Origin of the sequence: Streptosporangium sp. NPDC049248 (assembly GCF_040678965.1) — a bacterium.
In the GTDB taxonomy this organism is placed as follows: domain Bacteria; phylum Actinomycetota; class Actinomycetes; order Streptosporangiales; family Streptosporangiaceae; genus Streptosporangium; species Streptosporangium fukuiense.
In genome coordinates this window covers 80,965-101,639 of record NZ_JBFAQY010000021.1, presented here as the reverse complement: position 1 = coordinate 101,639, position 20,675 = coordinate 80,965, and the positions used below count along the sequence as shown (strand labels likewise).

The 20,675-nt window shown below is 72.0% G+C and carries 20 protein-coding genes; 11 read left to right on the top strand and 9 right to left on the bottom strand.

Going from position 1 to position 20,675, the window contains the following annotated elements; all coding sequences use genetic code 11:
- Window positions 1-183: 183 nt before the first annotated feature.
- Complete coding sequence (locus AB0K21_RS30970; protein ID WP_343964086.1) at window positions 184-3,126, bottom strand: cellulose binding domain-containing protein; 2,943 nt, start codon at window positions 3,124-3,126, stop codon at window positions 184-186.
- Between the two features lie 234 nt (window positions 3,127-3,360).
- Complete coding sequence (soxR, locus tag AB0K21_RS30965; protein WP_343964088.1) at window positions 3,361-3,837, bottom strand: redox-sensitive transcriptional activator SoxR; 477 nt, start codon at window positions 3,835-3,837, stop codon at window positions 3,361-3,363.
- Between the two features lie 117 nt (window positions 3,838-3,954).
- Between soxR and AB0K21_RS30960 the strand changes: the two genes are divergently transcribed.
- From AB0K21_RS30960 to AB0K21_RS30930, 7 genes are all read left to right on the top strand, one after another.
- A complete protein-coding gene (locus AB0K21_RS30960; protein ID WP_343964090.1) occupies window positions 3,955-4,776 on the top strand; it encodes a patatin-like phospholipase family protein in 822 nt (273 codons plus the stop codon).
- Between the two features lie 7 nt (window positions 4,777-4,783).
- Window positions 4,784-5,392 carry an AAA family ATPase gene (locus AB0K21_RS30955; RefSeq protein WP_364155202.1) on the top strand — a complete coding sequence of 203 codons (609 nt, stop codon included), beginning with the start codon at window positions 4,784-4,786 and terminating at the stop codon, window positions 5,390-5,392.
- A 385-nt stretch (window positions 5,393-5,777) separates the two neighbouring features.
- Window positions 5,778-6,737: a LysR family transcriptional regulator gene (locus AB0K21_RS30950; protein ID WP_343964094.1), complete on the top strand. Its 960-nt coding sequence runs from the start codon at window positions 5,778-5,780 to the stop codon at window positions 6,735-6,737.
- Between the two features lie 85 nt (window positions 6,738-6,822).
- Window positions 6,823-8,322 (top strand): S1 family peptidase, encoded by a 1,500-nt coding sequence (locus AB0K21_RS30945; RefSeq protein WP_364155200.1) that lies wholly within the window; start codon window positions 6,823-6,825, stop codon window positions 8,320-8,322.
- 185 nt (window positions 8,323-8,507) lie between these two features.
- Complete coding sequence (locus AB0K21_RS30940) at window positions 8,508-9,971, top strand: hypothetical protein (RefSeq protein ID WP_364155198.1); 1,464 nt, start codon at window positions 8,508-8,510, stop codon at window positions 9,969-9,971.
- Window positions 9,972-10,101: 130 nt separating this feature from the next.
- Entirely contained in the window at window positions 10,102-11,283 is a 1,182-nt protein-coding gene (locus AB0K21_RS30935; RefSeq protein ID WP_343964100.1) for an ROK family protein, read from the top strand.
- 92 nt (window positions 11,284-11,375) lie between these two features.
- The gene (locus AB0K21_RS30930) at window positions 11,376-11,879 is read left to right on the top strand and encodes a GNAT family N-acetyltransferase (protein WP_343964102.1); all 504 of its coding nucleotides are present in this window, start codon (window positions 11,376-11,378) and stop codon (window positions 11,877-11,879) included.
- A gap of 60 nt (window positions 11,880-11,939) precedes the next feature.
- Here the strand turns inward: AB0K21_RS30930 and AB0K21_RS30925 are convergent, their stop codons facing one another.
- The 7 genes from AB0K21_RS30925 to AB0K21_RS30895 form a co-directional block, all read right to left on the bottom strand.
- Window positions 11,940-12,089 (bottom strand): hypothetical protein, encoded by a 150-nt coding sequence (locus AB0K21_RS30925; RefSeq protein WP_364155195.1) that lies wholly within the window; start codon window positions 12,087-12,089, stop codon window positions 11,940-11,942.
- A gap of 15 nt (window positions 12,090-12,104) precedes the next feature.
- Entirely contained in the window at window positions 12,105-12,227 is a 123-nt protein-coding gene (locus AB0K21_RS30920; protein WP_364155193.1) for a hypothetical protein, read from the bottom strand.
- Window positions 12,228-12,273: 46 nt separating this feature from the next.
- Window positions 12,274-13,680, bottom strand: a complete 1,407-nt coding sequence (locus AB0K21_RS30915) for a glycosyltransferase family 9 protein (RefSeq protein ID WP_343964104.1) — start codon at window positions 13,678-13,680, stop codon at window positions 12,274-12,276.
- On the bottom strand, window positions 13,677-14,924 hold the full coding sequence (locus tag AB0K21_RS30910; protein ID WP_364155191.1) for a glycosyltransferase family 9 protein: 1,248 nt from the start codon (window positions 14,922-14,924) through the stop codon (window positions 13,677-13,679). Before AB0K21_RS30910 ends, AB0K21_RS30915 begins: the two co-directional genes overlap by 4 nt.
- Window positions 14,925-15,366: 442 nt before the next feature.
- Window positions 15,367-16,488 (bottom strand): RNA ligase, encoded by a 1,122-nt coding sequence (locus tag AB0K21_RS30905; protein WP_343964108.1) that lies wholly within the window; start codon window positions 16,486-16,488, stop codon window positions 15,367-15,369.
- 170 nt (window positions 16,489-16,658) lie between these two features.
- Window positions 16,659-17,111, bottom strand: coding sequence for a dCMP deaminase (locus AB0K21_RS30900; RefSeq protein WP_343964110.1), 453 nt, complete (start codon window positions 17,109-17,111; stop codon window positions 16,659-16,661).
- 26 nt (window positions 17,112-17,137) lie between these two features.
- Complete coding sequence (locus AB0K21_RS30895; protein ID WP_343964112.1) at window positions 17,138-17,836, bottom strand: dihydrofolate reductase family protein; 699 nt, start codon at window positions 17,834-17,836, stop codon at window positions 17,138-17,140.
- A gap of 163 nt (window positions 17,837-17,999) precedes the next feature.
- On the opposite strand from AB0K21_RS30895, the gene AB0K21_RS30890 reads away from it, so the two are divergent.
- The 4 genes from AB0K21_RS30890 (at window position 18,000) to AB0K21_RS30875 (ending at window position 20,608) form a co-directional block, all read left to right on the top strand.
- The gene (locus tag AB0K21_RS30890) at window positions 18,000-18,149 is read left to right on the top strand and encodes a hypothetical protein (RefSeq protein ID WP_343964114.1); all 150 of its coding nucleotides are present in this window, start codon (window positions 18,000-18,002) and stop codon (window positions 18,147-18,149) included.
- A gap of 64 nt (window positions 18,150-18,213) precedes the next feature.
- Window positions 18,214-19,194: an inorganic phosphate transporter gene (locus AB0K21_RS30885; protein WP_343964116.1), complete on the top strand. Its 981-nt coding sequence runs from the start codon at window positions 18,214-18,216 to the stop codon at window positions 19,192-19,194.
- Complete coding sequence (locus AB0K21_RS30880) at window positions 19,191-19,850, top strand: DUF47 family protein (RefSeq protein ID WP_343964118.1); 660 nt, start codon at window positions 19,191-19,193, stop codon at window positions 19,848-19,850. Before AB0K21_RS30885 ends, AB0K21_RS30880 begins: the two co-directional genes overlap by 4 nt.
- Window positions 19,851-19,978: 128 nt before the next feature.
- Window positions 19,979-20,608 (top strand): cupin domain-containing protein, encoded by a 630-nt coding sequence (locus tag AB0K21_RS30875; protein WP_343964120.1) that lies wholly within the window; start codon window positions 19,979-19,981, stop codon window positions 20,606-20,608.
- Window positions 20,609-20,675 lie beyond the last annotated feature (67 nt).

The following is a 20,675-nucleotide window of genomic DNA, read 5'->3' as shown; positions in this document are numbered from 1 at the left end:
GGGGCCGTACGGACTCCCGGTGCCCCGTGGTTCTTCACGGGGCACCGGAAGCGCCGGTGCGTCCGACGGCCTGGACCCCCCGGCCTCGGCGACGGGCCGCACCGGCAGGTCTCCCTCACCGGCCGCCCCTCCGGGGTGACCAGACCGTCAGGAAAACACCGTTCGTGGGCGCGGAAAGCGCCGTCAGGGGGCGGTGCAGGTGACGTTGGCGGGAACGCCGTTGGTACCTGTCCAGGAGGCACCGAAGCCGAACGAGGTGGAGGCTCCGGCGGCCAGGACCCCGTTCCAGCTCGCGTTCTTCACGGTGACGTCGGCGCCGGTCTGGGTGTGCACACCGCTCCAGAGCTGGGTGATCGTCTGACCGTTCGGGAACGACCACTTGACGGTCCAGCCGGTGGTCGCCGAGGTGCCGGTGTTCTTCACGGTCACCTCACCCTGGAAGCCGCCAGGCCAGGAGTTGGACACCGCGTAGGTCGCGGTGCAGCCGCCGCCGACCGGCCCGGTGAGGCTCCTGAAGGTCACCGGGTCGGAGGCGGTGGAGCTGTTCCCCGCGGCGTCACGAGCGATCACGTAGAAGGTGTACGAGGTGTCGGAGGTCAGCCCGGTCAGCGCGAACGACGCCGAGGTCGGCGAGCCGACCTTGACATCCGTCGCCCCGGCCTCACGGTAGACGTCATAACCGCTCACCCCGACGGCGTCCGTCGAGGCCGTCCAGGTGAGCGTCGCCCCCGAGGAGGTGATCGCCGAGGCGACCGGAGTGCCCGGCTTGGTCGGCGGGACGGTGTCGACCGGCGGAACGACCCCGCCGTTGTCGGCGTACAGGATGCCTCGGCCGTTGGTGCCGAGGTAGACACGGCCGTAGACGCGCGGATCGCCGGTGATCGCCTCACCCGCGTTGCCGTACCGGTGCTGGTCGTCGTTGATCCTGACCCAGCTCGCGCCGGCGTCGTCGGAGCGGAACACACCGTTGACGCCGCCGACCGTGGCGACCGCGTACAGCGCCTGGTAGCCGGAGGCGGTGGCGGACTTGCCGAAGCCGATGTTGACGGCGCTCGTGACGTTCGAGAGCTTGGTGAACGACGCGCCACCGTTGGTGGAGTGCCAGATGCCCGAGCCGGTCGTCGATCCCCCGGCCAGCCAGATGTCGCCCTCGCGGCCGGGTACGGCCTTGAACTTGACGTTGCCCTCGGTGGGCAGCCCGGTCGCGGCGGTGGCCGCGAAGGAGGCGCCGCCGTTGGTGCTGGCGTAGAACTTCCCGGCGCTGAAGCCGTAGAACCTGTTGGAGTTCACCCGGTCGGACTCCACCACGGCATTGGTCGGGAGCCCGGTGGAGGCGGTCCACGAGTTGCCGTAGCCGACCGAGTAGTGCACGCCCACGTCCTTGGGCGCCCAGACGAACCTGGACCCGTTGGCCGCGGCCGCGATCGTGCCGCCCTCGTTGATCCCGCTCGGCTCGGTGCCCTGGAACCAGTTGGCGCCACCGTCGGTGGAGAACGCGGCGTGGCTGTCGTTCGGCCGGTCGGAGTCGGTGAAGTTGCCCGCGCGGACCATGACCGACGGGTTGGTCTCGGCGTAGTCGAGGCTGGTCGTCGAGGTGAAGACGGGCGAGGTGAACATCATGGGCGGTACGGCGTCGAGGTCGGTGTGCCGGAAGCCGCCGATGTCGCCGAGACCGCTGACCAGCGGAGCTCCCGAGGGCGGGCTGATCAGGTCGAGGACCGCGGTCTCCTCGAGTCCCTTCACCATCGGCTTGATGGTGAACTGGCCGCCGGTGTCCCACTTCTTCAGGTCCTCGGTGCCGTAGAGCGTGGCGCCGGTGCCGTACATCATGCGATTGCCGTCGAACGGATCGATCTCCAGCGATTCGGTCATCCAGCCGAGCTTGGGCGTCGTCTCCGGCGGCTGGGGGTTGGCCCCGAAGGTGAGCCACGGCGAGGAGGAGATGTCCATCGTGTAGCGGAAGCTACGGTTCGGGTAGGAGGTGAAGTCCCAGACGCGGGTCCAGGTCGCACCGGAGTCGGTGGAGCGGAAGAAGATGACGTCCGGCCACCAGGAGATCTGGGTGGCGACCATGATCGTGCCGGGGTTCTGCCGGTCGATGGTGAGACCGCTGTAGCCGAAGTAGTCGTCGGCCGAACTGGAGGGGACCGGGCTGATCTGGGTCCAGGCGCCGGTGGTCGTGTTGAGCTTCCACACGTCGCCCTTGGCGCCGTCGTACGGGCCGCCGGTGTCGCTGGTGGCGATGTAGAGCGTGTGGTTGACGTGGTCCAGCACGCCCTTGTGCGCGATGTAGCCGGTGGGCTGCCCGGCCACCCTGCTCCAGGTGGTTCCGCCGTCGGAGGAGCTGTAGACGGTGTTCGCCTTGTCCGCGACGCCGACGTAGATCTTCTGCGTGGTGTTGCCCGCGGTCGCCGAGCTCGGGTCGAAGGTCACCCAGACCACGCCGGGGCGGTGGCTGAGGTAGCCGTTGGGGTCGGAGGGGTCGGCGGCGTAGTCACCCGGGTTGGTGAAGGAGGTGACCTTGGCCCAGGTCACGCCCTTGTCGGTGCTGCGCCACAGGCCGTTGCCGTCGGGCGCGCCGAGGTAGACGATGCTGTTCTTGTTGGGGTCGACGGCCAGCCGCTCGCCCATCCCCCGGCCGGGCATGTTGCCGCCGAGCTTGAACGGCAGCGCGGTGGCCTGCCAGGTCGCGCCCTTGTCGGCGGAGCGCAGGATGGCGCCGTTGTTGGGATCCCAGCTGTTGGTGTACATCCCGGCGGCGACGTAGACCCGGTTGGTCTCCACCGGGTCGGTGGCCAGGCTGACCACACCGTTGTAGCCCCACTTGTCCCAGCCCACCCAGTCGAGCAGCGGAGTCCAGGTCTTGCTCGCCTGCTCCCAGCGGTAGGCGCCGCCGATGTCGGTGCGGGCGTAGATCAGGTTCTTCTCTTTCTGGTTGAACACGATCCCCGGCACGAACCCGCCACCGTCGATCCTGACGTTCTTCCAGGTGTACGTCTCGGCGGCAGCGGCGGTGGCGGCGGTCCCGGACGCGGACGCCGGGGCGACCCCGCCCGCGACGGCCACGCCGACCGACGCGCACGCCACCGCCGCGGCGGTGAGCATGCTGAACAGCCTTCTTCGCATGTACGGCTTCCCTTCGCAATGCAACGGACAAACCGCCATGCACGATCAGGTGACGGGGCCCTGACCTTCAACCGCCCATGATGCGCGTGCATGAACGCCCAGAGGTTCACATGCCGGACCCCGCGCCGTCAATAGTTTGAACAGACAACTAACAAACCCGTGCCGGATCACCGCGTACCGCACGGAGAGGGCGGCGGTCGGGAAGGTGTCCCGCCCGCCGCGTCCGTCCCCGGGCTACTCCGACCCGCAGCCGGGGGCGCTCTCCCGGCGGGGGGCGACCATCAGCCGCGAGCCCGGCCCGCTCGCCGCGGCCACGTCGTCCGGGTTGGCCAGCGCACAGCGGTCCAGCGAGAGACAGCCGCAGGCTATGCACTCGGTCAGCCCGTGCCGGAGACGTTCGAGCTGCCTGATGCGGTCGTCGAGCTCGTCCTGCCACATCGCCGAGAGCCTCGCCCAGTCCTCCCGGGTGGGGGTCCGCCCGTCGGGAAGCGCGGACAACGCCTCCTGGATGGTCCGAAGCGGGATCCCGACCCGCTGGGAGACCCGGATGAAGGCGATCCTGCGCAGCGTGTCACGGGAGAAGCGGCGCTGGTTGCCCGCGGTGCGGCGGCTGCGGATCAGACCTTTGGCCTCGTAGAAGTGCAGGGCGGAGACGGCGACCCCGCTGCGCGAGGAGAGCTGGCCGACGGTTATCTCCGGATTGTTGGGCATAGGGCAGTCTATCTTGACCTCAACTTACATTGAGGTTATCGGCCGGCCCGTTCACCGGAGCTCGCCCAGCCGCCTCCCCCTCGGCTCCAGAGGGATATTCGGGTAAGAATAGGCCGCATGACGAGAACACTGGTACTGGGCGGCGGAGGCGTGGCGGGCATCGCCTGGGAGGCGGGGATCATCACGGGCCTGCGCAAGGCGGGGCTGGAGCTGGGAGAGGCCGACCTGGTGGTCGGCACCTCGGCCGGCTCGGTGGTCGGAACGCTGGTCGCCACCGAGGTCGACCTGGAGAGCTCGGTCGGCGTCCAGGCGGACACCGAGTCCGCGACCGTCTCCGCGGTGGACATGGAGGCGGTCATGGCCGCCTTCGGCGTGCTGTACGACCCATCCCTGGAGCCGCGGGAGGCCCGGCGCCGGGTCGGCGAGCTGGCCCTGGCCACCAAGGACACCGGCGCCAGGATCGAGACGATCGGCGACCGGCTGCCCGTCAAGGAGTGGCCGGAGCGCCGCCTGCTGATCACCGCGGTCGACGCGGCGACCGGCGAGTTCGTGGTCTGGGAACGCGACTCGGGGGCGCCGCTGGTGTCCGCGGTCGCCTCCAGCTGCGCGGTCCCCTGTGTGTTCCCGCCGGTGGAGATCGGCGGGCGCCGCTACATGGACGGCGGGGTGCGCTCGGCGACCAACGCCGACCTGGCGGCGGGCAGCTCGGCCGTGGTCATCCTGGAACCGCTGGCGCACGTCTCACCGAGGGCGCGCTTCGAGGCCGAGCTGGCCGAGCTGGGGAACGCGGCGGTGGCGCACATCGTCCCCGACGAGGCGTCGGTCGCCGTGTTCGGCGTCAACGTCCTCGACCCGGCCCTGTGGCGCCCCGCCTTCCAGGCCGGCCTCGCCCAGGCGCCCGCCGTCGCGGAGAGCGTGGCCGGCGCCTGGAAGGACTGAGAGCGAGGTGGGCACGGACGTGGCGGCACCGCTCTGGGTGGTGAGCGGGCCCCCGGGAGCGGGGAAGTCGACGGTCGCGGCGGCGCTGCCGGCGCTGCTCGACCCACCTCCCGCGCTGCTCGACAACGACACCGTCTACGGCGGCTTCGTCGCCGCCACCCTCCGCGCCCACGGCCGCGACGACGGGGAACGCGAGGGCCCCTGGTACGACGAGCACATCAAGCGGTACGAGTACGACGGGCTGACCGAGGTCGCCCGGCAGATCCGCTCGCACGGCTGCCCGGTGATACTGGAAGGTCCCTTCACCACCCAGGTACACGACGCGGCGGTGTGGGAGCGCTGGGTCGGGCGGCTGGGCGGGCCGCCCGTACACCTCCTCTGGGTCCGCTCGGACGGCGCGGCGCTGCGCTCCCGGCTGGAGGCCAGGGGGCTCGCCAGGGACGCGGGCAAGCTCGACCGCTTCGAGGACTACCTGCGGGCCATCAGGGTGGACGAACCACCCGTCGTGCCGCACGACGAGATCGACAACCGTCCAGGAGCGCCCGCCCTGACGGCACAGCTGGAGAGGATCATCGCCTCCCGGCAGGCCGCCCGCCGCGGCGTCTCCGAGCCCTGACCGGCCCGGTCCCGGCCCCGTGACAGGGAAGCGATTCACCCGCCGGGCGACCCGGCGGCCCCCTCGCCGAGCATGACGGCGGACGTCGGCGCGGCCGCCTCTTTCGCCCGTACGGGAATCCCGGACGCCGGATATCGGCGTGCCCGGCGCCCGAAACGCGGGTGAAATCCGAATCGCGGAAATCTCGGATGCCGGACAGCGGCGCCGACTGTCCACCATGGGAATCGGAATCTTCTGGATTCGGCCCCCGGCAGGCGCCAACGGTCGCCCCAAGATGCCCCAATTTCCGGACCAGAACCCTTTTTGGAACGATTCGACAAAATTGAGTCATATTTCATGACACGTTTGCATTGCAGGCATAACGTAGCGGCCTTACGTTCCCGGTATGGATCTCGAGCTCCGACACCTCAAGATCGTGCGCGCGGTGGCGCAGGCCGGTAGCGTCACCAAGGCCGCCACCCACCTCGGACTGGCCCAACCCGCACTGACGGCACAGCTCAAACGAATAGAGCGGGTTCTCGGGGGAGCTCTTTTCGAACGTGATCACAACGGCGCGCGGCCCACGCCCCTGGGGGAGCTGGTCCTGTCACGCGCGATGGTGCTCCTGCCCGCGGCCCGGGAACTCCAGGAGGAGGCGCTTCGATTCGCCAACGCGAACGCCGACATCCCCAGCTACCGGCTGGGCGCCACCAACGGCCCGATACTCGGCGGCCTGATGGACCGCCTGGCCACCGCCTGGCCGTCCACCCCCGTGAGCACCCACACCTCCTGGTCCGCCAAGGAGCTCACCACCATGGTGATGCTGGGCCGGATCGACTTCGCGTTCATCGGCGCCTGCGGGGAGAGCCCGCCCCCGGTGGAGGGGCCGGTGGTGTGGTCGACCGTGGGCACCGACCCGGTCTTCGTACTGCTCAACGAGGACCATCCGCTGGTCGACAGAGAGGAGGTGGAACTGGCCGAGCTGGCCGACGAGCAGTGGACCGTCACCCCCGGCGACAGCTGCTTCGGCGACTGCTTCGCCACGGCCTGCGCCCGCGCCGGCTTCACCCCCAAGACCATCTACGAGACCGACGTGGCCACCTGCATGCACCTGGCCAAGGTCGGCCGCGCCGCCGCGCTCTGCCAGGCGACCTTCCAGCCCGCCGAGGGGCTGAAGCTGGTGCCGCTGGCCGGAGCCCCGCTGCGCTGGCGGCAGCTGTTCGGCTGGCACCCGGAGGCGGCCACCGCCAGAGCCGCCGCGGCGATCCTCGAACACGCGAAGGCCGCGCACGCCGACGCGGTCGGGCGGAGCAGGCGGTACGCCGCCTGGCTGGTCGACAACCCCGGGCTGGGCACCTCTCCATAACGTGACGGTAGGGGACATTCGGTAGAGGTGAGCCTCATGTGCATACCGTTACTTTTACGGCACCCCCCACATGAGGAGAGAACCCATGCTCCGCAGAAGTGCCGTGACAGCGGGCTTCGCACTCGCCATCGCCATGGTGGCCACCCCCGCCGTCGCCCATCAGGGACCTGGCGAGACCGCCGCCGCCCCCTACACCCTCGCCGAGGCCCGAACGTTGGTGGAGGCCACCGCCAAGCCGTCTCCGGGTCTGGTCGACGCCATCCGGCGCGACCTCGGCGGTACCGGCGAGCAGGCCGCGGCCCGGCTGGTCAACGAGGCCGCCGCCGCCAAGGTCGAGCCCGTCCTCCGCGGGCGGCTCGGCACCTCCTTCGCCGGAGCCTGGGTGACCGGCCCCACCTCCGACCTCGTGGTCGCCACCAACGACTCCACCAAGATCGCCTCGCTCGCCAAGTCGGGCGCGGAGGTCAAGCTCTTCAAGAACTCCCTGGCCACGCTCGACATGGCCAAGGAGCGGCTCGACCGGCTCGTGGCCTCCGCGCCGAGGTCGGTCCCGTCCTGGTACGTCGACGTGCGGAGCAACAGCGTCGTCGTGCTGGCCGGTGACGTCGCCGAGGCGCAGGCGTTCGTGGACGGCAGCGGCGTGGACAAGGCGCTCGTCCGCGTCGAGGCCTCGCAGGAGAAGCCCAGGCCGCTCTACGACGTCCGCGGCGGCGACGCCTTCTACATGGGCGGACGCTGCTCGGTCGGCTTCTCGGTCACCCGCGGCGGCCAGGGCGGCTTCGCCACCGCCGGCCACTGCGGCACGGCCGGCACCGCCACCCAGGGCTACAACCAGGTCGCCCAGGGCACCTTCCAGGGCTCGTCCTTCCCCGGCAACGACTACGCGTGGGTCGCGGTCAACTCCAACTGGACCCCGACCGGGGTGGTGAACGGCTACAGCGCGGGCATCCTTCCGGTGACCGGCTCCACCCAGCAGGTCGTGGGCAGCTCCATCTGCCGCTCCGGCTCCACCACCCAGTACCGCTGCGGCACCATCAGCCAGCACAACACGAGCGTCACCTACCCCGAGGGCACCATCACCGGCCTGACCCGCACCACCGTGTGCGCCGAACCCGGCGACTCCGGCGGCTCCTACATCTCCGGCAGCCAGGCCCAGGGCGTCACCTCCGGCGGCTCGGGCAACTGCACCGTCGGCGGCACCACCTACCACCAGCCGATCAACGAGATCCTGTCGGCGTACGGGCTCACCCTGGTGACCAACGGGACCCCGCCCCCCGGCTGCAGCGGCTACCAGAACTCCTACACCGGCTCGCTGACCTCCAACGCCAACGCCTACCAGCCCGGCACCGCCGGCTACAGCGCCGCCGCTGGCGTCCACCGCGTCTGCCTGGACGGGCCCAACGGCACCGACTACGACGCCTACCTGCAGAAGCTGAGCGGCTCCACCTGGACGACCGTGGCCAGCGGGACCTCCCCCAACCCCGATGAGGCCTTCACCTACAGCGGCACCGCGGGCACCTACCGCGTACGGGTGCACGCCTACAGCGGCTCCGGCTCCTACACCCTCGGCCTGACCAGGCCGTAAGGGGTTTCCCCGCCGGGCTCGATCGAGTCCGGCGGGGAACACGCCGGGCACACGGGCCCCGGGGATCGCCCATCCCGAGCAGATCCCGGGAAGGTGTCCCGGACGCCCTCCCCGCCACGAGCATGCGCGACCTCGTGGCGGGGAGGGCGGCGTCGCCATGCCCGGACGTCGAGAACAATGGGATGATGAGCGACCTTCTGACGCTGAGCGAGGGCGCGGTGCTGACGCACCTCGTCACCCGGGCCGAGCTGGCGAGCGGGGTGCTGCCGGCCTCCGACGACCTGCGGCTGTGGGCGCGGCTGGCCGACGGCGACGGGGTGCCGCTGGCCGGGGGCGGCCGGGTGCTGACCTCCCTCGACACCGGGGAGCCCGCCCTGACCGGCCCCGAGGGCTGGCTGGCCCGCCTGGAGCCCGAGCAGGTGATCGCGCTGCGCCTGCGCGACGGCGTCCTGGAGCTGTCGGCCGTCGAGCTGGACGACGTTCCGGCGGAACGGGTGATGCGGGTCGTCCAGGAGTTCGGCGAGCAGGCCCTCGACGCGCTGCGCGCCTTCGCGGAGGGGCTGGAGCCCAGCCCGGGCGTACCGGTCGACGTGGTGGTCCTGGAGCTGCTGATGAAGGCCCCGGAGACGTTCGCCGACCCGCTGCCGCCGCTGGCCCCGCTGCTGCGCAACGCCTCGCTGGAGGTGCGCGGCGGCAGGGTGGGCATCGTGGGGGCGCCGTGGGACACGGCGTCGGTCGCCGACCTGGCGCCGCTGGACATCATCAGGCTGGCCCTGGTGCGCAGCGCGCTGCGCACCTACGGCGAGGGCGCCGACCTCTCCAAGGCCGTCACCTACCTGTCCCGCTCCGACACGGTGCTGGCGAGGATCGCCGACGAGGTGGAGCGCGAGCCGCTCGGCCCGGCACTGGTCGAGGCACTGCCCCGCACCGAACCGGCCGCGCTGCTGCTGATCGCCAGGTCCGCCGAGGGCGAGGGCCGCTCGTTCGAGGCGTCCGGGCTGATCTCCGAGGTGCTCTCCCTGGCCCCCGGCCTGGCTCCGGCCGTGCACGACGCGGCCGAGTACGCCGCGTGCCGCACCGACCCCGGCGCCCCGCTGCCCGAGCGCGCCGCGCACCTGTACCGGCAGCTGCTCGCGTACGCCTACCGCCCGGCCCGCAGGCGGCTGATCGAGGACCTGATCGCGCTGAGCGTCCGGGTGGCCGAGCCCGCCCTGGCGGACCTGGCCCTGTTCGAGAACGACGTGGTCGGCGAGTTCCTGGACGCGCGCGCCGAGTGGCTGCGCGACGACGAGGTGGCACTGCTGGAGTCGTGGCGGCGGACGCCGCTGCGCCTGTGGGAGGTCCTCGACGTCTCCGGGCACGAGATCACCGTGGCCGCCGCCGAGGGCGGAGACGGGGACGGGGGGCGGGTGACGCTGGCCGACGAGCTGCTCTCCGGGCAGGCGCTGCCGGGAGACCTGATGCTGACCCGGCTGCTGGGCGACGGGGAGGGCCCGCACGTGTTCGGCCACCCGTTCAAGGTCGCCCCGGAGCGAAGGCAGGAGATGCTGGAGCTGCTCACCGACCCCGTCGACCCCTACGCGGTGGCCGCCTTCTTCAGGCGCCTCGGCCGGACCCCCGGCGCGACGGGCGGGGACGCCCGGCCCTGACCTCCCGCGGGCACGCGGGCTCCCTTATGTCGATGACTAAGCAAAAGAAAATCACCAATAGGCATAATGGAGCAGGTGGAGGGCGTAAGTCGCTTTGACGTGGCGGAAACAAGGAGTGTTGACTGTGCGCATGCTTAGCGAAGCGAACGGCTCGATCGCCGGCGCGGGGGCGCTTCTGAACATCATGCGCGACGGTCGGGCCAGGACGCGGGCCGAGCTGATCCAGTTGACCGGGTTGGCCAGGTCCACCCTGGCCCAGCGCCTCGACGCACTGCTGAGCCGGCAGTGGATCGTCCCGACCGAGGAGGCCATCTCCTCGGGAGGCCGGCCCGCCGTCGCCTTCACGTTCAACCGCACCGCCCGCGTCGTCCTCGCCGCCGACCTCGGCGCCACCCACGCCCGGGTGGCGGTCACCGACCTCGGCACCGCGGTCCTGGCGGAGCGCGCGGCCGAGGTGCCGATAGACCGCGGCCCCGAGGAGACGCTCGGCTGGCTACAGCACACCTTCGAGGAGATGCTCGCCGAGACCGGCCACCGCCCCGAGGAGATCTGCGGCATCGGCGTCGGTCTCCCCGGCCCGGTCGAGCACAGCTCGGGACGCCCGGTCAACCCGCCGATAATGCCGGGCTGGGACGGTTTCCCCGTCCCGGAGTGGCTCGGCTCGCGCCTCGGCGCGCCCGTCCTCGTCGACAACGACGTGAACATCATGGCGCTGGGCGAGCACTGGGCCGCCCGCCCCGAGGCCGACCACCTCATCTTCGTCAAGATCGGTACCGGCATCGGCTGCGGCATCATCAGCGACCGCCGCCTGCACCGGGGCGCCCAGGGCGCGGCGGGCGACATCGGCCACATCCAGGTGGCCTCGGCCCTCGATACCGTCTGCCGCTGCGGCAACGTCGGCTGCCTGGAGGCCGTCGCCAGCGGCGCCGCCATCTCGGCCAAACTCTGCGCGGCCGGGGTGACGGCCGAGGACAGCCGCGACGTGGTCCGTCTGGTGCGCGGCGGCAACACCCAGGCCGTCCAGCTCATCCGGCAGGCGGGCCGCGAGGTCGGCGACGTGCTCGCCTCGATCGTCAACTTCTTCAACCCCTCGGTGATCGTGGTCGGCGGCGACATCTCCGAGGCCGGGGAGCAGGTGCTCGCCGGCCTTCGCGAGGTGATCTACAGCAGGTCGCTGCCGCTGGCCACCCAGCATCTGACGATCACCGGCAGCGAGCTGGGCGACCGCGCGGGCGTGATCGGCGCCGCCGTCATGGTCATCGAGCACGTCCTGGCCCCCGGCAGCGTCGACCGTTCCGTCAGCCCGGCCTGACCGCGTGCGGCTCCGGCGCCGCGGTTCCGCCGGGGAGGCCCGCGCCCCGGCGAGCCCGGACCGATCGGCGGCCGTGGGACACTCGTCCGGCCATGGACGCAGAAACCATCAGGACCGCCCGGCTCACGCTCGAACCGCTGGCGGTGCGCCACGCGGCCGAGATGGCCGAGGTGCTCGGCGATCCGGCCCTGCACACCTTCATCGGCGGCTCTCCGGAGACCCCCGGACGACTCCGCGACCGCTACGCCCGCCTGGTCGCCGGACCGCCACCGGGCCGGGAGGAGTCGTGGCTCAACTGGGTGATCCACCTCGACGGCCCGGATCGGCTGGTCGGCCACGTCCAGGCGACGGTGACCCGCGACCACGCGGCCGTGGCCTGGGTGGTGGGAACCCGCTGGCAGGGCCGGGGCATCGCCGGGGAGGCCGCGGTCGCCCTCGTCGACTGGCTCAGGGCACGCGGCGCGGCCGTCGTCGCCACCATCCATCCCGACCATGCCGCCTCGTCGGCCGTGGCCCGTGGGGCGGGACTGGTACCGACCGGCGAGCGGGTGGACGGGGAGGTCGTCTGGAGATACGGCGGGCGCGAACCTGAGTAGGAGTGCTCAGCCGCCGCTGAGTGCGTACGCTCTCCCCCGGCTTGGCGATCTTCGAAATTCTCAGCTCATGAAATGGTGGATTTTCCTGGTCGCGCTCGTCAGCACGGTGGTCGCGGCGTGGCTGCTCGTGTACGCCGACGTCCCGCTCTCCACGTTCCTGTCGCTCGGGCTCGGCGCGATCAGCCTGATCTGGCTGATCGTGCTCCTCACCCTGCCGTGGAACCTCTACTTCGGGGCACGCCAGGTGGTCCACGAGATCCACGTGTCCAGGGAGCGCGGCATCCAGGTGCCGGAGGGGCACGAGGCCGAGGCGCTGGAGATCGCCGGGCGGATGCGCCGGTTCGCCATCGGCGGTCACCTCCTCTCCGCGGTGATCCTGGCCGTCATCACCTACCTATCCGGTGCCTCGGTGGGCTACTACTTCGCCGGCTTCTACCTGCTGAGCACCTGCTTCCGTCCGGCCGGGGCCTACCTGTCCCACCTGCGCGATCGGGTCACCACGCTGATGAGCGAGGCCCGCCACCCCCGCGAGGACATCGTCTCGCTCGCCGCCAGGGTGGACGGCCTGGCCGCCGAGGTGACCGCGCTGACCGAGTCGGCCGAGCGGCTCCGGGAGGACGTCGGAACGCTCGGCGCCGACCTGCGCGACGGCGACGAGGCCCTGGAGCGCCGGATCACCGGGCTCGCCCGGCGTTTCGAGGACACCGTGGACGGTCTCACCGACAACCACGAGGTCATCACCGGGCTCAAGGCCTTCCTGCGCCTGGTCCGGGCCGACGCCCACGGCCAGGCCTGACCCGCGCCGTACCCGGGGCACCACCTCCAGCAGCCGCGCCGCGGCGCCGAGGACGTCCCGGACACCGATCTCCAGCAGACCCGGATCGGGCCGGTAGGCGTAGGGGTCGCCGTGGCCGCCCGCCCACAGGACGACATGCGGTCCCGTCTCCGGAGGGCCCCACACGGCGGGTGCGACGGGGCCGAACAGCGCCACCGAGGGCGTGGCGAACGCGGCCGCCAGATGGGTCACCCCGGTGTCCCCGCAGACCACCAGCCTGGCCCTGGCCACCAGCGCGGCCAGCTCGCGCAGCCCGGTGCGCCCGGCGAGCACGCACGAGGGCGGCAGCCCGGCGAGCATGGCCACCCGCTCGGCGAGGTCCCGCTCTCCCACGCTCCCGGTGACCACCACCTCGTACCCGTTCCTCCGCAGGTCCGCGGCCACCAGCGCGAACCGCTCCGGCGGCCAGCGCCTGGCCGGGTACCCGGCCCCGGGGTGGACGACGACGGGCCGCGGCTCCTCCTCGCGGAGAGCGGGGCGCCGGAGCCCCAGGTCGGCGGGGTCCGCCGCGATGTCGTACCAGGCGAGCAGGTCGCACCAGCGCCGCACCTCGTGCACGCCGTCCCGCCAGACCGGTCCGCGCGCGCCGGGGAAGGCGGGGTGGGAGTGGGTCAGCAGCCGGGCCGGGGCGGTGCGGTGGAGCGCGGCGATGCCGCGCGGGCCGGCGCCGTGCAGGTTGACCGCGATGTCGACGCGCCGGCCGAGCGGCGGTACACGGCCGGGCCCCGACACGTCGCACACCTCGTCCACCGCGCCGATCAGCGGCACCAGGGGCGCCAGCGCGGAAGGCGCGGCCAGCACGATCCGGTGGCCGGGGTGGGAGCGGCGCAGGGCGCGCAGGGCGGGGACCGAGGTGAGCAGGTCACCGAGTCCCAGCCCGCGCAGTACCACCATGACCGGGCGGTCCGCCTCGGGCCCGGCGGCACCGGTCTCGCGGAGACTCTCCCGGGCCGGAGCGGTGCTCATCTGATCGTCTCCTTGACGGGGGTCAGCTGGTCGACCGCCTCGACGACCCGCGCGCTCGGCACCGACGACAGGCAGGGATGACCGGTGACGGCGCAGGCGCCCTCCCGGGTCACCCGGCAGGGGGTCCGCTGGTCACCGAGGATCACCACCGGCACGCCGTACGGCGCCCAGCGGCCCGCGGGGGCCAGCGGGGCGAACAGGCTGACGACCGGCGTGCCGACCGCCGCCGCGAGGTGGGCGGGCCCCGCGTCCGCGACGACCACGGCGCACGCCCCGGCGAGCACCGCGGCGAGTTCGGGAAAGGTGGTCCTGCCGCCCAGGTCGACGACGGACCTTCCCCGCTGCCCGCCGTGCGCGGCCGAGGGGCCGTTCCAGTTCCGGCCGCCCGTCGCGGCACACGTCCCGTCGACCCAGCCGGCGGTGAAGGCGGGCTCGTCCACCCTCCAGCCGCGCAGCCGGGCGGGCCCGCCGCCCGTCCAGCCGCCCGTCCAGCCGCCCGCGAAGACGGGTCCCGGCGACAGACCGTGCTGCCCGGCACCCGCGGCGATCCGCGCGGTGAGCCCGTGCTCGTCCTGGCCACCGGTCACGACGACCCTGCGGCCCGAGCGGACGAGGTCCCGAACCGCGCGCGCCCACCTCTCCGCGGGCCATGCCCTGGCGGGGACCGAGGTGCCGGGATGCACGACCACGTACCCCGGCGGCCCGGTGAGGTGGCGAACCTCGGGCAACGGGTGCCGTACGGCGAGTCCCCCCGAATCTCCGCGCGGGAGCTCGAATCCGGCCGCCCTGGCCAGCCCGAGCATGCGCTCGCTCTCCGGCACGTCCACGTCCTCGTCGACGAGGTGCCGCACGTCGAGCAGCGAGCCCGGGTCGTCGGCGGAGACGGCGGCGACCCTCGGCGTGCCCGCCAGCCTGAGCACCAGGGCCAGCGGCAACGGGGACTGGTGGCACGAGGTGAGGATCAGTGCCTGCTCGGGGGCCGTGTCCCGGATGATCCGCAGCAGTCTCAGCGCGTGCGGGCCGGTCACCGGCGGCGCGGTGGGGTCGATCCACGGCGCACGCCACTCCACCACCCGCGACACCCCCGGCAGCAGCTCGCCCGCGGGCCGGCCTCGCGGCCCGGTGAGCAGCACGACCTGCCGCGCGCCCGCGGCCACCGCACGGATCGCGGGCCCCGCCAGCAGGACCTCGCCCGCGTTGTCCAGACGGGCGACGAGAACGGTGCCGGTCACGGTGCCGGTCATCGCCGGGACACCGGTGGGTCCACCGAGGCGGGTCCGGGTCGCTCGGGAGCGCCGCGGGGGGCGTCGACGGCGAGGGGTACCACTAGATCGCCCAAAATCCCCTTTATGCCGATAAATCTCATTGAATTTGGCCTCCCGTCCGACATCTACTGACTACCAACAGTGATGCCCTTCAGACAGAAGAACCGGACATAAATTCAGTTAAGGGGATTTATGACTAAAGAACATCGCGCTGAGTGGCCGCCCGATGGTTTATCCGCCCCTCCGAAAGGGCAGCGGCTCAAAAGCCCCGAAGCTCCGGCGGGAGACCCATGGCCGATCGGCGGACTCCGGCCTCGCGGATCTGCGGGGTTCACCCGGGAAGCACGGACCCCCGGCGCGGCGGGCCGCGCCGGGGGATCAGCCGCTCGGAGAGGTTCGCGTAGGCGAGAGCCGGAAAACGTCAGGCCGTGTCCTCGCCGAGCTGGATGGGGCGGTCGTCACCCGAGGGCCGAAGCGACCTCCACACCGCCGGACGCGGGTCCTTGCCGTCCAGGAGCAGGAACAGCAGTTTCCTCATCGGTGAGCGGGCCGCGGCGGCGGCGTACTCGCCGCGCCCCCAGCCCTCCGGCAGCATGGCGACGATCCGCTCGTGGGCCGACTCGGCCTCCTTGACGATCTCGTCGGCACGGCCGCCGAGCCGTCCGGCGAGGTCGCGGACCCAGCCGTGGAACTCGTCCGGCAGCCGCTCGCAGATGTCGGCCACGCTCTTACCCGCGTCAAGCTCCTCCCACACGACGCGGGCGTTGAGACCGGCGAGGATACGGTGCAGCCTCAGATAGTCGGCCTGCTTGACCTTCAGCATCCGGCCGGTCCCGACCAGCCGTACCACCACCCCCTCCGCACCCGGCCTGGGCGGCATGGCGAGCGCGTCCGACAGGGCCGCGACGGGGAACACCCGGGCCGACGGCCCGGGCCAGCCCTGGATCTCGCCGGGTGCCAGGACCCTGCCGGTGGCCGTCTCCACAGCCCCGATGAGGAACAGGTCGTCGGTGTCGCCGTAGTGGCAGACACCCCGGTTGCCCGGGTAGACGATCTCGAACAGGACCGTCAGCCCCTGCTGCGGGACGAAGTCGCCGTAGCGGTCGCGGAGCAGGTTCGTGGCGTGTACGGCCTGGTCGCTGGTGAAGGAGCCCCTGGTCGCGACGGCGGGACCGGACGAGGTCGGGTAGAGGACACCGAGCGATCCGTCCAGCTTGTCGACCACCACGGCCTCAGCCGACAGGTCCAGTTCCCCGGCCAGCGGGTCGCCGTAGTTGAAGAACTTGCGGAACGGCCGTGCGACGATCCGGCCCTCGTCGTCGACGATCAGCCCGCGGCAGGCGAGGGTCGCCGCGTTCCAGGCTCGCTCCACCTGGGCCTTCTCGGTGTAGTTGAGGATCCGCAGCGGCTCGTCCGGGTGGCTTTGCCCACGGACGTGACCGGCCGCGATCGCGGCGTCCAGCTCGCTCGGGTCGAACAGGTCGGCGGCGTGCAGGGGGGCGTCCGCGGGGGCCCCGGAGGGAGGACGGAGGGAGTCGCTCATCGATGGGGTCGTCCTTTGTACGGGCGACCACGCCAGGCACGATGGTCCCGGGCCGGGCGCGGCCGATGTGTCGGCGGTCTGCGGAACGCCCGCCTTGCGGGAGGGCGTGCTTCCTGAGACGAGTCCGACGGCCCGTTGGTTCGCGAAGCGCGGAAAGCGGGGGAAACCGGTCAGCCGGGGATGTCGGGCAGGAGGTGCGCGTTGGGCCGGCGGGCGAGCCCGGCCAACTCGGGGATCTCCACCACGGTCGCCCCCGCCTCCGCGAGCTCCTCGGCCCCGTGGCAGTCGACGAAGAGCAGCGGCTCCCGCCACGCCAGCACCACTCTCCGGACGCCGCTGTCCAGGATCAGACGGGTGCAGGTCCTGGGGCGCGAACTGCGCGCGCTGCACGGCTCCAGGCTGCTGTAGACCGTGGCCCCGGCCAGCCTGGGATCGTCCGGGGAGATCTTGCCGAGCGCCGACTCCTCCGCGTGGACGTGGGGGTCGCCCTCCCGCGAGTAGCCGCGGGAGATCTCCTCACCGTCCGCGGAGACGACCACGGCGCCGACGGAGAAGGCCGTCTCGGAGGGCGGGCACAGCCTCGCCAGGTCGCATGCCAGCCCCAGCCAGTCGTGGTCGTTCATCCGGACCTCCCGGTAGACGGTGCGTGTCAGGCCAGCAGGTACCGCAGCAGGGTGACGTCGCCCATCCTGCGGACCTCCGCCAGGTCCATTCTGCGGTGGCGGTCCCGGGGAAAGTCCCCCTCCAGGACGAAACGCGGGGCGGCGGGGTCCCCGACGAAGAACGGGGCGACGACGAGATGGAGCTCGTCCACCAGGTCCTGGCGCAGGAAACGGGTGTGGACGGAGGTGCCGCCCTCGACCATCAGACGGCGCACTCCCCGCCCGTACAGGTCGGCGAGGACCCGGTCGAGATCGATCGGCTCTCCCGCGTCGACCACCTCCGCGGCCCCCGCGAGACGGACGGTGAGTTTCGCCACGGCGGGCGACGCGGCGTACACGATCTTCTCCGGGTCGCCGGCGGTGAAGAAGGCGGCGGCCGGGTCGAGGTCCCCGGTGGCGGTCAGCGTCACCTTCGCCGGGGACGGCGGCAGGCCGCGCGCGACCCGCTCCCGCCCGCGCTCCGGCGACCTGACCAGGAGCCGGGGGTCGTCGCGGCGGACGGTGCCCGCCCCGACCAGGATCGCGTCACAGCCGGCGCGGACCTCGTCGACCCGGTCGAAGTCCTCGTCGTTGGAGAGCAGCAGCCGCTGCGGCGTACGGTCGTCGATGTAGCCGTCGACGGACATCGCGCAGCTCAGCAGCACGTACGGGCGCTCGCCCACTCCCCGCCTCCCCCGGTCAGGCACCGACCGATCGTAACAACCCGCCGCCCTTCCCGCGCGCTGCCGCCCACCTTCCGGTTTCCCCTGGTGAACCGCTACGACAGGTCTTCCGATCAGCGGCACATGCCCCTGTTTGTTTACCTTCTGTTAACCTGAAACTGAAGCTTCCCGGGGTGAGGAGTTCATCATGCGTGCGGTTCTGCCGGACCTTGGTCACAAAGGCGCCTGCTCCACTCCTGTCGAGGAGCCGATCGGCCGCCCCCTCCACGACCCCGGCGTGCCGCCGGGAACCACCGTCCGCGCGACCGGCACCGGCCGGGGCGGGGAAGGCACATGACGGCGGGCCACCCGGTACGCGAGTGTCCAGAAGGCGCCGAGCACGACCGGCGGCACCGCCTCTGATGGGATGGACTCTGGCGTTCGCCGCCGTGGCGATCCTCTTCGTGCTGGTCAGCGGCGCCAACGACGGCGCCACCCTCATCGGCCTCGGGCTCAGGTTCCCCCGCTTCCCCGGATGGGCCGCCGCCGCGATCCTCGTGGTCGTGCTCTTCGCCGTCCCCTACCTGCTGGGGGTGACCGTCGCGCGCACCTTCACCGAGCGGCTGGCCGGGCTCGGCACGAGCGGCGGCGCGGCGGCGTTCCTGGTGGGGGTGGTGGTCGCGGTGGCGGTGGTCGCGGTGCTGACCGGCAGAGGACTGCCGACCAGCCTGACGCTCGCGGTGATCGGAGGCATCGGCGGCGCGGGGCTCGGTGCCGGACTACCGGTCTCCTGGACCGACCTGGGCGCCGTCCTGGCGATCGGGGCCTGCGCGCCCATGGCCGGGCTGGTCCTGGGCTACCTGCTGGGGGCCGTCTCGCGCCGGGTGCCCTCCTACCGCCGCATGTCGCGGCTGGTGTCCGGCACCCACCTGCTGGCCTACACGGCCCAGTGCGCGGCGTACGCGCTGAACGACGGACAGAAGATGATCGCGGTGGTGAGCGTGGCGGTCGGCGTGGGCCGCGGCGGGCTCGGCGGGGTCGGTCCCATCGAGGTCCCGCCGGCGTGGATGGCCGCCCTGGTGGCGCTCTTCCTCGCCGGTGCGCTGACCAGCCTGATCCGTGTCGGAGGGCGGCTGGGCCGCGGGCTGGTCATCACCCGCCCGCTGCACATCGTCTCCGCGGAGGCGGCGGCCACCGGCGCCGTCCTCGGCAGCTCGGCTCTGGGAAGCCCGGTGAGCATGACTCAGTCGATCACCGCAGGGGTGGTCGGCTCGGCGGCAAGTGAGGGAATGAGGAGAGTGCGATGGCAGGGCGTCGTGAACGTGGGTACGGCATGGCTGGTCACGCTGCCGTCGTCAATGGCGCTGGGCTGCCTCGGCGGTCTCGCGCTGAGACTGATGTGAGCGGCAAGGACGGTCGCACCCGGAGGTTCGCGCGCGCCTGGGACGACCTGCGCGGCCGGTCGGGGCGGCGGATCGTCGGACTGGTGAGGGGCCAGGTCGCCGTCGCGCGGGCGGGAGCCGAACTGGCCCGCTCGACCGCGGCCGGCGAGATCGAGCGATCCGCCGCGCGCGCCCGGATGGCGGAGGTGGAGCACGAGGGGGACGAGGCGCGGGCCGAGCTGGTGCGGATACTGCGGCGGGTGCTGGCGACCCCCATCGACCGGGAGGACCTGTTCCGGATCTCGCGCTCGATCGACGACGTGCTGGACCAGCTCCGCGACTATGTGCGCGAGCTCGACCTGTTCGGCCCGGAGGACCTGCGGTTCGCGGTCGAGCCCCTGCAGGCGGTGATCGACGGCCTCGACGAACTGGAGGGCGCCGTGCTGAAGATGATCGACGCCCCGGGCTCGGTCACCATGGCCGTGCTGGACACGCGCAAGGCGTGCAGCCGGGTCCGCCAGCTCTACCAGGCCCGGCTCGCCGAACTGTTCGCCGAACCGCTGAACATGGACACCCTGCGCAGGCGCGAGCTGCTGTCACGGCTCGACGCGGTGGGCCGTCGGCTCGGCGAGGCCGCCGACGCGCTCGCGGACGCGATGCTCAAGCGGAGCCACTGAAACCGCACCGCCCTGCCCATCACCGTCTGCCATTTCCCACTCCCTTTTGACGAAGGACGACTCTTGTTATGAAATATGTTTAGCTAGAGCGAACAGGCGGCCATGCCGCTTGACGGAGGGAGCCGCGGGTGGGCACATCGGAGCGTCATGGCGGTGAGGAGCCGGACCGCCAAGGCGCCGTCGGAGCCCGGATGCGGCAGTTCCGCAAGGAGCGCGGCCTGACGTTGCGCGGTCTCGCCACCCACTCCGGGCTCTCCATCGGGTTCCTCTCCCAGGTCGAGCGGGGCATCTCCTCCATCGGCCTGACCGCGCTCAACAGTGTGGCCACGGCGCTCGACCGGAGCGTGGCGGAGTTCTTCAACGACACCCCGCCGGAGGGAGAGACCGAGGAGAGGCAGCCATCGGCCTCCCCGCTGCCGAGCCACTTCACGCTCACCCGCTCCGCGACGGCCGCCACCGAGTACATCTCGGGCCAGCAGACCTACCGCATGCTCTCCGCCAGGGGGCCGAACCTGGTGCTCGAACCGCTGCTGGTGCACATCGCGCCCGGCGGCAGGCGGGAGAACTCCTACGGGCACGCCGGTGAGGAGTTCGCCTTCGTGCTGGAGGGCGAGCTGCTGTACGAGGTCGACGGCGTCGAGCACCGGTTGCACCCGGGCGACAGCGTCCACCTGAGGTCGACGGTCCCGCACAGCATGTTCAACGACACCGACCGGGTCACCACCGTCGTGTCCGTGGTGACCCCTCGGCTGTTCTGACCTTCTCCACCGCTCGCGCTCTCGCCTCGCGGGTGCGGACCCTCGCGAGGGCGGACCCGCGGCGGCG